The following is a 14,189-nucleotide window of genomic DNA, read 5'->3' as shown; positions in this document are numbered from 1 at the left end:
GATCCGCGCGGCGCTCAGGCACGCAGGAACCAGGAGGCGCCCTGCTTTGCGGCGACGAAGTTCCAGCCCGGATTCACCAGGAAGGTGGTCACTTCCGAGGCGATGATCGCGGGGCCGGGGATCTGTACGCCCGGCTCGATGGCGGCACGGCTCCACACCGGGGTCTCGAAGGAACCTTCGTGGCCGACGAAGTAGCACTTGCGCGTGCCGCTCGGGGCCGGCGGATTCCGGCGCTGCTCGGCGGGCACCGGCTTGATGTCCTCGAACTGGACGGTCTCGTGGCGCACGTAGGCGGCCACGCGGATGGTGTTGATGCGGATGCCCGCCTCCGGCGCCTGGGAGCCTTCGCCGAAGCGCTTGCCGTAGTCGTTGGAGAACTGGGAGATCATCGCCAGCACATCGCCGGGGCCATGCAGCTCGTGCTTCGGGATCACCGCGGTGGTCTGCACCAACTGGTTGCCGTAGCGCATGTCCAGCTCAAGGTTGTGGCAGATGTCTTCCTTGGCGATGCCCTGGCGCAGCAGATCCTGGGTGCCCTGCTCCTTCAACTCGGCGACGATGCGGTTGAAGCGGGTGTAGTCGTCGAAGATGTGCCGGGTGTTGGAGTCGTACAGCACCATGTACAGCGACTGCTCGTGGATGTGCAGCTGGTGCATGTTGCCGGCGCCGACCGCCGAGAACACCGAGCTGAGCGGGGGTGCCAGGATCTTGTCGATGGCCAGGTTCTGGGCGATGCCGCAGCAGTGCAGCGGGCCGTTGCCGCCGTAGGCCAGCATCGTAAAGTCCTTGGGGTCGTAGCCACGGGCCCGCAGTTCGGTGAACAAGCCGTTGGCCATGTTGTCGTCCACCTTCTCGCGGATCAGCAGCGCGGCCTCGACCACCGAGCAGTCCAGGTCGTCGCACAGGGCGTCCTCTATGGCCGCCGATGCACGCCGGGGATTGAGCGGGATCGAGCCGCCGGCGTAGTTCTTGGCGTCCAGGTAGCCGAGGATCAGGTCGGCGTCGGTCACCGTCGGCTTCATGCCGCCGCGGTCGTAGCAGGCCGGGCCGGGGTCGGAGCCGGCGGATTCGGGACCGCACTTCACCGTGTCGTACATGCGGTCGTAACTGGCCACCGAGCCGCCGCCGGCGCCCAGCGTGACCAGGTGCACCATCGGCACGGAGACCAGCCAGCGGTCGATCACCGGGTTGAAGTCGTAGTGCTTGATGCCGCCTTCCACGACGATACCGATGTCGTAGCTGGTGCCGCCCATATCGGTGGCCACCACGTTGCCGAGGCCGGCCTGCATGGCCAGGTGCTCGGAGGCGCCGATGCCGGACACCGGACCCGAGTGGATGGTCTGCAGCGCGTCGGTGGAGTTGAGCTGGGCCATCCCGCCGGAGTTGTGGATGACCAGCATCGGCTTCTCGTAGCGGTGGGCGCGCAGGTTCTGCTCCAGCGCCGACAGGGCGTGGTACATCGTGGAGTGCAGGTAGCCGTCGACGATGGCCGAGGTAGCCCGCACGTACTCGCCCTTCCGCCCCGCCACTTGGTGGGACAGGATCACCGGGATCGCGCCGAGCAGGTGGGACGGGTATTCCTCGAGCAGGATCTCCTCGATGCGCTGCTCGTGGTCGGGATTGACCACCGCGTTGACCAGCGCCACGACGATGATCTCGGCGCCCTTGTCCACCAGGGTACGGATCTGGGTGCGCACGTCGTCCTCGTCCAGCGGCATCACCAGCTTGCCCTGGAAATCGACGCGCTCACGCACGCCGCAGATCATGTGCGGCAGCACCAGCGGGTCGGGACGCTGGGCGTTGGGCATGTCCTGCTGGCCCAGGTTGTCCAGACCTTCGCCGTAGCCACGGGCGCGGCTCAGCGGCACGGTGGCCTCGAAGCCGGCGGTGACCAGCATGCCGATCTTCGGCCCCTTGTGCTCGATCAGCGCATTGGTGCCGAGGGTGGTGGCGTAGCGCACCGAGTCCACCACCGACAGGATGCGCTCCAGGTCCAGATCCAGGACGTGGCAGGCCTTGCCGAGGGCCTCGTTGAAGCCGAGCGCCAGGTTGTGATGGGTGGTCAGGGCCTTGGCTTCGATGTACTTGCCATCCCAGACCACGAAACAATCGGTGAAGGTGCCACCGATATCGACTGATACGCGCCTCATGCTATCTCCTCAATTTTGTCGTACTGGCGCCCAGGGCCTCGCTGCTCATGCAGGGGTGGACGCCGGCAAATTCCCAGGGTGTTCGGCTCAGTGCCCGTGGCCCTTGTCGGCAGTGACGGCGGGGCCGACCACGGCGTCCTTCAGCTCCTCGCGCTTGGCCCACTGGGCGCGCAGCGCCGGCAGGTCGGGCTGCATGTCGTGGAGGGGCGGATGGCCGGGCACGGCGTATTCGGTTTCCACCTGAGTGCCGCAATGCGGGCAGTAGTACTCGAGGATGCGCACCCAGTCCGGATCGGGGCTGAAGGTGAAGCGGTACTTCTCCGGGTCGATGATGGGCGGGTGGATCTCGCGCGGGTCGCGGTTATGCACCAGCATCCCTTCCTTGTAGCTCTTGCTCGCCGTGCCGATCACGTGATCGCAGACGCGGCATTCCCACTGCTCGGCATCCAGGTCGAGGCGCAGGTATTCGGTCATCGGTACTTTCATTTTTCTCAGCCCTTTCTGTTGAGCAGGATGTCGCCCGCGTCGCTGATGACGAAGCTCCAGCCATCGAGCACCCGGCAGGTGAAGTAGTCTTCTTCGAGGATCGCCGGACCCGCGGCGTGGTCGCCCGGCTTGAGCTGGGAGAGGCGGTACACCGGCACGTCGATGCGGCCCTGGCCGCGGGTCAGCACGTTGCGGGTGCCGTCGGCCCGGGCCGGTTCGCCTTCGACGAAGCGGGCGGTCTTGCCGGCCTCGCTGCGCAGCGACTTGACGGCACGCAGCTCCAGCTCGACGGACCTGGCCTTGGCCAGCTCAGCCGGGAAGGCATTGCCCGCGCCCAGCGGCACGATCACATCGGCAGCACCATCGACCTCGCCCACCAGCCAGGCTTCCACGTCGTATTCACCGACGCCGAATCCCTCGGCGAACATGTCGCGGGAGGCCTTCACTTCGAGGCTCTGCCGGGCTGCCGCGATGGCCTGCTCGCTACGCTCGTCGAGCGCTACCGCATAGCGCTGGGAGATGTCGCAGGAACCGATGCCGAAGGCGCTGAACACCGCCGCCAGCTTGGGCACCGCAACCCGGTCGATGCCGGCCTTCTCGGCCACGCCACACGCGTTGAGCGGGCCGGCGCCGCCGAAGGCGAGCATCACGGTGTCCTTGGAGATCTTGGTGAAGCGATGCAGTTCGACCGCAATCTTGTCCTCGTAGGCGTGCTCCATCTGCAGCAGCGCATCGTCGAGGGCGATGCCCAGCGGCTGGGCAATGGACAGGCTGACCGCCGTCGCCGCACGGTCCAGGTCGAGCCCCATGCCGCCACCGAAGTAGGACTTCGGATCGAAGATGCCGGACAGCAGGCTGGCGTCGGTGATCGTCGCCTCCTTGCCACCGCGGCCGAAGCAGGCCGGGCCAGGCACTGCGCCGACGCTCTCGGGACCGATCACGATGCGCTGGTTCACCACCTTGAAGATGGAGCTGCCACCGGCGCCGGCGCTCATGATTTCGCACAGCGGGAAGGACACGCTGATCCCTTCCACGTGGCCGCGCTGCACCTCGGCGACCTTGCCTTCAAGGCACTGGCCGATGTCGGTGGTGGTGCCGCCCACATCGATGGCCACCACATCGGGCATGTTGTACAGGCGGGCAAAAGTCTTCATGCCCTCCATACCGCCGCGCGGGCCGGAGCTGTAGGTCTTGATCGCCACCGTCTTGGCCACGCGGGAGGCGTCGCCATCGTTGCGGAAGATCAGCAGCGGGTTCTTGGTGCGGAAGTCGCGCAGGCGGTTTTCCGCGTTGAACAGGAAGGCCTCCATCGCCGGGTGCAGGAAGGAGTTGATCAGCGCCGTCCAGCTGCGGCGGACCACGTCCCGGTCGGTGGTCAGGTCGCTGCCGTACAGCACCGGCACGGCACCCAGCAGGTGGCGCGGATACTTGCGCAGCACGACCTTCTTGAAGCGGGTCTCCAGGTCCAGGAAGTCGTCGCCGCCGAAGCTCACCACCAGGCGGTTGGCACCGGCCGCGGTAAGCTGATTGATCGCCTTGACGACCTCGATATCGGCCTCCGCGCCGGTCACCGCCGCAGTGTCGAGGAAGACCACCCGGTCGCCGACCAGGGCTTCATAGACTTCCGGATCGTGCTCGGCCAGGCGCACCGGCAGGTCGCGGGCCTTGGCGTCGATGATCAGGCCCAGGCGCGGCCCCTTCCGCTCACAGATGGCGTTGGTGCCCTGGGTGGTGGAATAGCGGATCAGGTCCACTTCTTCCAGCAGGCGCGCCACGTTCTGCTCGCCGTAGATCACCGCCGACGGTTTCTGCAGCCCTTCGAAGAAGCATTTGCTCAGGTCGTAGGGGGTGGTCAACACCTTCGTCTTCTTGACGGTGTCGTCCATCATGATGCAGATATCGGTGAGCGTCCCACCGTTATCGATATTGATTTGCAATGCCATACCGCATTACCTCCTGCCATCCTTTTGTGGATTGAAACCGTTCCCTATCGAGGAAAAGGAAACCGTGGTCGTGTGAACCCCAGGCATTTATCTATCGCGCCACCGGAGCGTCTTCTTCTTTTCCGGTAACGAACCTGGACTTTCCACAAACAGATATGGCAAGGGCCGTGCCAAGGCACAAAGAAAATCAAACCATTGATTTTAAATAGAAAACAAAAACACCATCGCCAGAACGGAATTAACCCCGTTTTCTTTGCGGATGACCCGTCCGTTTTCCGGTTGAATTAATGCAACGCAACATCGAACGAGCGGACCGTCCGGATGGCGAACACCTTGAAAAATTAAAAAGGCCCGGAGGCCCGCGACAGAAAGCGGGGCTCCGGGCCAGGCTGCGCCTGCGCGCAGGGACGGCTATGGGGGATTACATCACTGCATGCTGATGGCCTCGTCGACCTTTGCCTTGGAGTCGCGCAGGAATACCGGCGCCAGCAGCGTGATGAGGAACAGGGACAGGCAGCCACTGATCGACAGCGCCAGGGCAACCAGAGCCCCCAGATGGACGATGGGGGTGAATTCCGACAGCAACAGCGTCAGGAATCCGAGGGAGAACACCAATACGTTGAAGATGATGGAGCGCCCCGAGTGGCGAATCGCGTGCAGCAGCGCCGTATCGAGATCCATCCCCTGGGCCCGTGCCGACTGGATGCGATGCAGGTAGTGCACCGAATAATCCACGATCCCGACCACCAGGAAGGAAATGATGGCGGTGCCGATGTTCAGATCGATCCCCAGCGCGGTCATCAAACCGTAGTAGCACACCATGGTCGTGGCCAGCGGCAGTGCGGCAAGGACTCCCTGGCTGAACGAGCGAAGCCACAGAACCAGGACCAGCGTGACGGCGGACAGCGCCAGCAGGAAGCTGGTCAGCTGCCCCTTGACGATCTCCTGCAGAACACCGGTCCAGATCACCGGACTGCCACCGATCCGGACCTCCACACCAGCCGGCGTATTGCTTGCCAGCCACGTGTCGAGGGCCTTGAGCAGTTGCTGATATTCGGAGGCTCGTGTGGTGTTCATGGTGAACATCGAGATAGCCTTCGAAAAGTCGCTGTTCAACACGTTGGTCAGGTCCGAACCGCCGCCGTTCTCGTACATGAGGACGGATTGGGCCACCAACTCGTCACCGCTCACCTTATCGACCACGACCTTTCCGGTATCCGGATCGGTGCTGCGGATGTTCTCCCATTCGTTCGGCAGGCGATCGTAGGTCGGGTCCATGTCGTTCAGCACCAGGTTCATCCGCTTCACGTACTTGGGCAGGGAGTAGGTATAAGTGACGTTGGGCTGGCTCTCCAGGAAATCGTCGAGCGCCTCGATGAAGCGTACGGTTTCGAGCTTGAGCACCCCGCCGGGACGCCCTGTGGACACGGAGACCCAGCCCGGGCTGGTACCTGCCACATGGGTATTCACGAAATCATCGGCCTGACGGAAAGGGTTGCTCGGCGCAAAATAGCTGGAACCAGCATCCTCCACGTGGATCTGGCTGGCGGAATGAGCTGCCAGGACCAGGATCAATGCAAAGACACCGCCAAACCGCACACGGTGGGCAATGACCTTGCGGAAGACTGCAACGAGGCCGTTGCCAAGCCACTCGTGGTGAACGGTCTCCGGTCGCCCCGCGTCCTGTGCGCCCTTGCGCCGACCTTCGCCGAAGAGATTGATCCAGGCCGGCACCAGCAGCAGCGCAATCAACTGGGCGAAGACGAGCCCGATGGCCATGTAGATGCCGAAGGACTGGATGCTGGAGATGTTGGTCGCAGTCGAGAACAGGAAGCCCGCCATGGTGGTCAAGGTGGTGAGGATCACCGGCGACACCATCTCGCGCATTGCCCGCCGTACTGCCTCCTTCACCGGATGCCCCTCGCCACGCTGGGTGTAGTACTCGTTCATCATGTGGATGGCGTCAGCCCCGCAGATGGTGACGAGGAACACCGGCAAGGCGCTGGTGATGAGGTCCAGTGGCGCGCGGTTGATGGCCATCAGCCCGAGAGTCCAGACGGCGGCCAACACCACGTTGGCGAGCGGCAGGAATACACCCATCGTGCGCCGGAAGAACAGGACGAGAATCACCAGAACCACCAGGATCACGACGGGGAAAAGGGTTTCCATGTCCCGGTCGATGAGTTTCTTCTGCTCCGCGATGAAAATCGGCACCCCGGCGATATAGGTCTGGTTGGCCTTGGTGTAAGTGGGATGTGCCTTTTCATAGTCGGCAACGATGCTCCGGAAAGCCTCGTAGGCGCGCAACTGCCCTTCCGCGTCCTCCTGCTTCAGGTACAGCTCGACGGCAATCAGCGCGACGCTCTCGTCACCAGACACGACCCCTTTCACCATCATGCGGTTGCCCATGACCTCCCGCCGGATGATCTCCGGATCGGTCCGTTTGTCCGGAATGGCGTTACGCACCACCAGCACACCGTCGCGGGCAACGATGTTCTCGGTGGCGGCCATGCCGGCCAGCTCCTTCACCGGATTGAGGCGGCTCGGCAGGAAAGCGATGAAGTCACGCTCCGCCTGGGACAGCGGCAGGGATTCGGCCAGGGAGACGAGCTTTTCGGCTCCGGCATAGTCGTTCTGGGTCAGCCCGTCGGCCAACACCTCCTCCACGGCCCGTGCCCAAACCTCCGACTGCTTGCCGAAACGCGCCCGGAGTTCCTCGAGGCGCTGGCGATCGTCCTCCGTCGCCAGGATGATGCGACGCGCCGCGGCCGTCATGTCATAGACCGCGTCCAGGGTATCCCGGTTGAAGACCCCCGCCGGATTGTGAATCCCGATCAGCGCCGCGTCGAAGGTCCCGGTGAATTCCTTGCGCATGTCGAGGATGGTCTTGCGCGCAGGATGGCTCTCGGGCAACAGGTAGGGATTGCTGTCGGCGGTCAGCTCCGGCAAGTGACTGGCGAAGAATAGGGTGATTCCCAACAACCCCAGAAGGATGGGGAGCGCAAAGCGTTCAACGAAGCGCAGGTAGATCTGCATTGCTCACTCCTGTCTTCATGATGGCCTGGCGGAACAGCTTGTCCGCCAGACTCACGTTGTAGCGCACGTTGCTGAAAATGAGGCTGGAAGCCTTGCGGCTCACCTGATCCTGCATGTGGCTCTCCATCACCGTCCACACGTCCTGGATCTTCTCCAGCTTTCTGGCCGTCATGACCTTGAACTGGACGCCCTTGGCGTCGTAGTACGTCTGCTTGAGAACCACGTCGTGGGCCTTGTCCACCCACACCACCGTCTTGTGGTAACCGGTACGGTTGATCACTTCCTCACTCACCGGGAGGCGTTCGATCACCCAGCAAGGCTGGCCCAGGACGACCTCTTCACCGACCAACCTCTGCTTGTAGTCCCCCACGCGCAGTTTCTCCATGTCGATGTAGGCATATTCGCTGCCCATGAAACTGCCCCGCTTGTCTGCAGAGGCAATGCGCCGGATCTGTCGGAAGGCAGGCAGGTAGATCCATTGGTCGTCGTCCTTCCCGAGCTTCTCGTCGTAGGTCACGCTCTGGAACGCCACCCCCTTCACATCGGAAGGCTCGGTGAAATAAAGCGTCAGCTTTTCATCCTTGCCATAGTCGCGCTGCAGATAAAGCAACTCGCGAACACGGGTGCCGCCCTTTTCATCGATCAGGACGAGTTTCAGGTCCGAGTACACGTCGTCACCGTCGTTGCGATCGCGCACCCGCGAAAGGATGCTCTCCGCATCCACAGAGGCCCCCGTTGCTGGCGCTGCGGCCACCAGGCAAGGCATCAATACGGCGCTCAGCAACAATCTCGCCAGCTTCATGCGTTCTCCTTCGTTGAATTGGAAATTGCGGTATTCAGAACAGGCGGCGCAGCCCGAGCAGAAGGCGGTCCCGCTCGCGGAACTGGCCGAAATAGCCGTTCGGCCCACCATCGAGCAGATCGAGCTCGGCCTCTGCCACCCACAGATCGGTCAGCTTGTAGCTCCCGCGCAGCTGAACCCAGCTGCCATCACCGTTCTGAGGCATCCATGACAGCGCAAAACGGGTGGACAGGCGGCCCGAGAGGCTCGTCCCGGTGGCCGAGAGGGTCGCGATGGACGCCCGGCGGGGGGTCGTGAAGTCAGCCTGCCATCCTGCGACGCTGCGGTCCGAAAGCTGGGTCGTGAACATCCAGTCACGCCAGCTGTAATCGAGCCCCAGCAAACCGGTGAAGGTCCCTGCGCGGGTCGTGCCATCGCCAAGCTGACGGCTGTAGGGTGCATCCGGCGACCAGGTAGCCTCGCCGCGCAGGACCCAGCCACCATCCAGCGCCAAGGCTGCGCTGCCGCCGAAGATATGCTGGCGACGAAACACGGGGCGCACCGCGAGCGCGCCGCTGGCGGTGCTGTCCCAGCGATACACCGGGTCGTCGTTCCAGGTCGAGAAAGCCAGCAGACTCAGATCCAGTGCACCACGGGTGATAGACAGCAGGGCTCCCAGCTCGCCGTTGCCGGGCGACGATGCCGGCCGGCGCCCGGCCAGCGTGTCGATGCCGGCGGCAGCGAAGCGCTGCTGGATACCCAGATCGAAAGGCGAGCCGGCGGCTGCGTAACGGTTCGCTCTGAAACCGGGCAGGTAGAGCGCCTCAAGAGTCCACTCCCCCAGCGGCCCCAACGCGCGCAGCATGGGAACGGCGATGCGATAGTCATTCAGATCGGGCAGGACGTAGTCGCGCAGATCCAGTGGATTGACCAGATCGAAAACCCTCAGCGCATCCGCCCTTCCCCATACCACCTGCTGGAGGCCGGCGGAGATCTGCCAGTCGCCGGCTCTCCGGGCGACGTAGAGTTCGCGCCAGTCGAAATTCTCCCGGTAGGCGTCACAGCTGTCGGGCTGCAGGCGACCGGAACAGGCCGCCTCGTTACGGCGCAACCGCCCTTCCGCCTTGATGGTGAAGGCATCGTCAAACTCGACACTGTGGCGCAATTGCAATTGCAGGCCCCGCTCGAAGTCGGGCCCCTGCGACAGCCCTCTCCCCCAGATGGCCGCCACGGAACCGTCGAGGGCCTGGACAACGCCGGGGCTGCCACCCAGAAACGCGGTCAGCAGCACGGCGCTGGCTACATGCCGCACGTGTAGCCTCCGTCCACCACGATACCCTGGGCAGTGATGCCGGCGGCGACAGGGCTCGCCAGGTAGTGGACCAGATTGGCCACCTCCTCCACCTGGACGAACCGTTTCAGCGGGATCTGGCGACGGGCGTTGCGCAACACCTGAGCAACGGGGGCGCCGACAGCGGCGGCCTGGGCACCGAGTTCCCGCTGCAACATCGGGGTATCCACCCATCCCGGCAGGATCGCATTGACGGTGATGCTCCGCAGCGCCAGATCAAGCGCCAGTGCCTTGGTGTACCCCATCAGACCGTGCTTTGAGGCGCAATAGGCGGTGTTGCGGATCTTTCCGGCCCGGGCCAGGACGGAAGCGATATTGACGATCCGGCTGCCGTCCGGAAGGTAGGGCAGACAGATGGCGCCCAGACGAAAGGGTGCATCGAGATTGATGGCCAGCACGCGCTGCCACGCGGCAACATCGTCAGGATCGTTCTCGTCTGCAACGCCAGCGTTATTGACCAGCAAATCCAGATGTCCGAGCGTATCGAGCGCAGCCTTCAACGGGGGAATCCACTGCTCGCCCGGGCCCAGTTCGGCGTACAGGGTCGTGGCAGTGGCGCCACGACTCCGGCATTCGTCAGCCAGTGCCTCCAGGGCTTCACCGTTGCGATCGAGAAGAAGCAGGACCCAGCCATCGTCCGCCAGGCGCCGTGCGACGGCCGCGCCAATCCCCAGAGCCGCGCCGGTGATCAGCGCATGGCGTGTCTCAGTCGGCATATGCTTCAAGCCATCTTCAAGCCACCGTCGAGATGCAGGACCTCGCCAGTGACATAACGGTTGCGCGGACTGACCAGGTAGAGCACCGCGTCGGCAACTTCGAGGGGGGTGGCATAGCGCTTGAGCAGCAGGCGGGAAAGGATCTCCCCTTCCCCCAGGGCCCGGATCTGCGCCGACATCTCGGTTTCGATCACGCCCGGCGCGACCGCATTCACCAGAATGCCCTTCGGTGCCAACTCCACAGCCATGGCTTTGGTAAAGGCCTCCAACCCGCCCTTGGCCGCCGCATAGTTCGATTGCCCGCGCCCCGGCTTGCTCGCGGCCGACGACGAGATATTGACGATACGACCGTAGCGCTGACGCAGCATGATGCCGGCAAACTCACGCAGCATCCGCATCGGGGCCAACAGGTTGGTGGCGATGACCTGTTGCAGGTCCTCGTCGTCCATCATCAGGAGCAACTTGTCACGGGTGATGCCGGCGTTGTTGACCAGGATGTGCAGTTGCTCGAAGTCACGGCCGAAAGCTTCTGCCAGCGCATCCACACCCTCCGGTGCCGCCAGGTCGGCCTGGTAAGGCGTGGCCTGGCCTCCCTGTGCCCGGATTTCGGCAGCCAGGGCTTCAGCCAGCGCCGGATCAGTGCGGTAATGGAGCACCACATGGGCGCCCTCGGCGGCCAGCCGCAGGGCAATGGCCCGGCCGATGCCGCGACTGGCACCGGTCACCAGGGCGACCTGGCCGGCAAGCTGCCGGCGGGGAGTCAGGTCGTCCAGGACATTGTTAGAGACTTGAATGCCGGAAACGGGCATGGCGAAACGTCCTCGTCGTACGGTGGTGTTCAAAGGGAGCTGCCGCGTTTCAAGTCGGCGAGGCGGAAACCGTGGAGCCGGGCGAGCGCGGCGATCTCCCTGACCTGCTGCGGGCTGACAGGACCGTGGGAATAATGGCCACTGTGCCCGGCGAGTCCGAGCACGGCCGTCTCGGCCATGCAGGCAAAGAGCTGGCCTTCGCCGAGGAAGGCCCGTGCTCCCGGATGCAAGCTCGTGCCGTCTGGCGTGGCAACGATGCCGCCCTGCAAGTAGGTAATGTCTGGCCGCTCACGCAGCACCGAAGGCAGGACGTTATGGGGCACGGCCACGTCGCACACCAACGCGTTACGGGTCAGGTGCTCGCTGCCGACGAATGGCTCCGGCGCATTGGCGGCGCACAGCACGATGCGCGAGTCCCGGGCCGCCTCCAGGCTGGAATGGAGGTGCAGGAAAGGATCATGGCCATACCGTTCGAGAAGCGCCTGGTGGATCTGCTTTCCCCGCGCCTGGGCTGGAGCACCATCACGCAACCACTGCGCGATGAACGGCTCTTCCGCAAGGCGGGCATGGATACCATGTTGGCCATACTGGCCGTTCTTCAATGCCTGCCAGGCCGCGTCATAGATGCTGTACACGGTCTGCAACAAGCGGGCCTGCGCCCCATCCCGGCCGCTGCCGACGAGCAGCAAACCCGGAGCATGCTCCGCCAACATGGCTGCATACGTGGAGGCAATATTGCCGGCGGCCCCGATGACGGCTGGCAAGGCGTTCCGCCATGCCAGGCCTTGCTGCTCCATGCCACATTGGATGGCCTCCAGGGACATGGCGATGGTCAGGGCGTTGCCGGTCGTGAGGCCGATTTCCGGGACGGACAGCGCAGTGCCATTGTTGGTGACGATGGAGGTGTACATGCCGAGGCCCGCGATCTCACAGCCATCTTCACGCGCGGTACGTACACGCTCGTCGACGTCCTTGCGAATTTCGTCGAGCTGCCCTGTCTGCAGCCAGCGGCCCATCTGCTCGGAATCCACGCACAGGGGATAAAGGATGAAATCCACGGCCCGCCCCAGCGTCGAGACAATGCGCACCGGCGGATACGGTGCACTCTTGCGACTGGCGGACATCTTCTGCACGAAGCGACGCAACTCGCCATCGCTCAGCTCGGCCAACGAGGGGTCCACCTGCCTCAACCAGCCGGGGCTGATCAGATGGTTGATGAACGCAACCTTGCGGACGGCATGGGGCGGCGAATTGGCCGGACGGGATTGCGCGACGACCAGGCGATGGTCACGGATATCGTCCCGCGGGACGGGACGGGTCGCATCCGTGACGGGAAAAACCAGGTGCAATGCATCCTGTCGCTGGAGGATCAGGCAAACACGTTCCAGCGCCCCCCGCAGCCGCTCGATGGATTCATCCTGGATGTACAAGGACGGTTCCAGACGCAACACATCCGGGGCACTGCCGGTGGGCGCCAGGCGAATACCCTCGACCCGCAGCAGATAGCCTGCAAGGAAATAGCCGAGGGAGTCGGCATGGGCGGTGGAGCGCAGGATCTGAGAGTCCGCCCTCCCCTGCCCATGGAACTCCAGACCGAGCAGCAGGCCCTGTCCGCGGACCTCGCGAATCACATCGGGATAACGCCGCCGCAGGTCCTCCAGCATTTCCCGCAGACGTGCCCCTCGTTCGGCCGCCTGGCGGTAAAGCGCACCATCGTTCGCCTCGAGCAGCTCGAGAACCGCCAGCGCAATACCCGACGAGAAATCATCCTCGGCAAACGTAGAGCTGTGGATCAGACCAAAAACGTCCTGATAACGGTCCCGCCGGATCAGTGTTGCCGCGATCTTCGCGAGACCACCGCCCAGGGACTTGGAAAGGGTGTAGTAATCGCCGCGCAGATTGATGTGGCTGCCGGCGAAGAAGCGGCCACTGCGTCCCATGCCGCTCTGGATCTCGTCAAGGATCAACGGGCAGTCCTGCTGGTTGCAGAAGCGGCGGACAGCACGGCCGAAATCCTGGCTGACGGGTCGGATACCGCCTTCTCCCTGGATGGGCTCCAGCAGGAAGGCCGTAAAGATCGGCAGCGGCTGACGAACCAGCTTGACCTGCCCTTCATCAATGCACAGGTCGAACAACTCCAGGTACTCGTCCCGTGCGATCCGCTCGAGGGCATCCACATCATCCATGCCGATGAAACGCACCTTGAGCCCGAAATACTGGAAGGCACGACGGAAGTTCTTGTTGTAGGTGAGCTGGACCGTGCCGGCCAATTTGCCATGGAAGGACTTTTCCAGCGCGAGGAAGACCGGCCGCTTGCCCAGCTGGATGCTGTTGTGATTGATCAGGGCAACGATCAGATCGTCGAAGTTGCGCACATCGAAGACCTGCTCACGTATGTCGGTGAACTCGTAGAGATCCGGATCCAGCCGGATCTCACCACGGCGCAAGGCGTCACGGACAGTCTCGATGTTGAGGGTGATCCTGTCCAGCAGGGCTTCCAGCTTCAGCATGCGCTCGAGTTCGGCGTGCTTGATGGCCAGTTCCACCGCTTCAGCGCCACTGTTGGCGAAGGTGGTGATAAACCCCGTATCGTCCCCGGTTTCACGCTGCGCGATATGGTCGAGCCGGCGGGCCAGCTCGCCACTTCGTCCTCGCAGGGAAAACTGCGCATGCACCGGGACCTGGCGTTCCAGCATATCCCTAGCTGCAGCCACGATGACAGGATGGTTGTGCCCCAACAGCAGGGCGCCATAGCCACCCAGCAAGTCGAGGACTCGCCGCTCCCGACCATCGGCATCGTGATGGTAAAGCCAGTCGCCCTCGGCACGGGTGTAATGCAGGTCGAGGCCAACGGCCTCCAGGACACCGGCGAGCCGGGGTTTGACGAAACGGCCATAGCTGTCGTGCATGGAGGAAG

Annotated in this window: 9 protein-coding genes; all 9 read right to left on the bottom strand. The window is 63.7% G+C overall.

Annotation, left to right across the window (positions count from 1 at the left end):
* Window positions 1–14: 14 nt before the first annotated feature.
* Entirely contained in the window at window positions 15–2,150 is a 2,136-nt protein-coding gene (locus tag B4920_RS19045; RefSeq protein WP_079436261.1) for a hydantoinase/oxoprolinase family protein, read from the bottom strand.
* 87 nt (window positions 2,151–2,237) lie between these two features.
* Window positions 2,238–2,624, bottom strand: a complete 387-nt coding sequence (locus B4920_RS19040; protein WP_079436260.1) for an acetone carboxylase subunit gamma — start codon at window positions 2,622–2,624, stop codon at window positions 2,238–2,240.
* A gap of 17 nt (window positions 2,625–2,641) precedes the next feature.
* Window positions 2,642–4,579, bottom strand: coding sequence for a hydantoinase/oxoprolinase family protein (locus B4920_RS19035; protein WP_079436259.1), 1,938 nt, complete (start codon window positions 4,577–4,579; stop codon window positions 2,642–2,644).
* Window positions 4,580–5,005: 426 nt separating this feature from the next.
* On the bottom strand, window positions 5,006–7,615 hold the full coding sequence (locus B4920_RS19030) for an RND family transporter (RefSeq protein WP_079436258.1): 2,610 nt from the start codon (window positions 7,613–7,615) through the stop codon (window positions 5,006–5,008).
* Complete coding sequence (locus B4920_RS19025; RefSeq protein ID WP_161493340.1) at window positions 7,590–8,417, bottom strand: outer membrane lipoprotein-sorting protein; 828 nt, start codon at window positions 8,415–8,417, stop codon at window positions 7,590–7,592. Before B4920_RS19025 ends, B4920_RS19030 begins: the two co-directional genes overlap by 26 nt.
* 34 nt (window positions 8,418–8,451) lie before the next feature.
* Window positions 8,452–9,708 (bottom strand): DUF1302 family protein, encoded by a 1,257-nt coding sequence (locus B4920_RS19020; RefSeq protein WP_079436256.1) that lies wholly within the window; start codon window positions 9,706–9,708, stop codon window positions 8,452–8,454.
* Window positions 9,696–10,463: an SDR family NAD(P)-dependent oxidoreductase gene (locus tag B4920_RS19015; protein ID WP_079436255.1), complete on the bottom strand. Its 768-nt coding sequence runs from the start codon at window positions 10,461–10,463 to the stop codon at window positions 9,696–9,698. The genes B4920_RS19020 and B4920_RS19015 overlap by 13 nt, the downstream gene beginning before the upstream one ends.
* Window positions 10,464–10,468: 5 nt before the next feature.
* A complete protein-coding gene (locus B4920_RS19010) occupies window positions 10,469–11,272 on the bottom strand; it encodes an SDR family NAD(P)-dependent oxidoreductase (protein ID WP_079436254.1) in 804 nt (267 codons plus the stop codon).
* Between the two features lie 29 nt (window positions 11,273–11,301).
* Complete coding sequence (locus tag B4920_RS19005) at window positions 11,302–14,181, bottom strand: aminotransferase class III-fold pyridoxal phosphate-dependent enzyme (RefSeq protein ID WP_079436253.1); 2,880 nt, start codon at window positions 14,179–14,181, stop codon at window positions 11,302–11,304.
* Between the last annotated feature and the right edge of the window lie 8 nt (window positions 14,182–14,189).

The organism is Zoogloea sp. LCSB751 (assembly GCF_002028455.1).
Taxonomy (GTDB): domain Bacteria; phylum Pseudomonadota; class Gammaproteobacteria; order Burkholderiales; family Rhodocyclaceae; genus Zoogloea.
Note: the sequence above shows the minus strand (reverse complement) of the source record. Positions and strands in the feature narration are given on the sequence as shown.

Bases quoted from the DNA above. Each gene is read 5' to 3' on its own strand.
- B4920_RS19025 (WP_161493340.1), bottom strand. From the start codon at position 8,417: ATGAAGCTGGCGAGATTGTTGCTGAGCGCCGTATTGATGCCTTGCCTG.
- B4920_RS19030 (WP_079436258.1), bottom strand. From the start codon at position 7,615: ATGCAGATCTACCTGCGCTTCGTTGAACGCTTTGCGCTCCCCATCCTT.
- B4920_RS19005 (WP_079436253.1), bottom strand. From the start codon at position 14,181: ATGCACGACAGCTATGGCCGTTTCGTCAAACCCCGGCTCGCCGGTGTC.
- B4920_RS19045 (WP_079436261.1), bottom strand. From the start codon at position 2,150: ATGAGGCGCGTATCAGTCGATATCGGTGGCACCTTCACCGATTGTTTC.
- B4920_RS19015 (WP_079436255.1), bottom strand. From the start codon at position 10,463: ATGCCGACTGAGACACGCCATGCGCTGATCACCGGCGCGGCTCTGGGG.
- B4920_RS19040 (WP_079436260.1), bottom strand. From the start codon at position 2,624: ATGACCGAATACCTGCGCCTCGACCTGGATGCCGAGCAGTGGGAATGC.
- B4920_RS19035 (WP_079436259.1), bottom strand. From the start codon at position 4,579: ATGGCATTGCAAATCAATATCGATAACGGTGGGACGCTCACCGATATC.
- B4920_RS19010 (WP_079436254.1), bottom strand. From the start codon at position 11,272: ATGCCCGTTTCCGGCATTCAAGTCTCTAACAATGTCCTGGACGACCTG.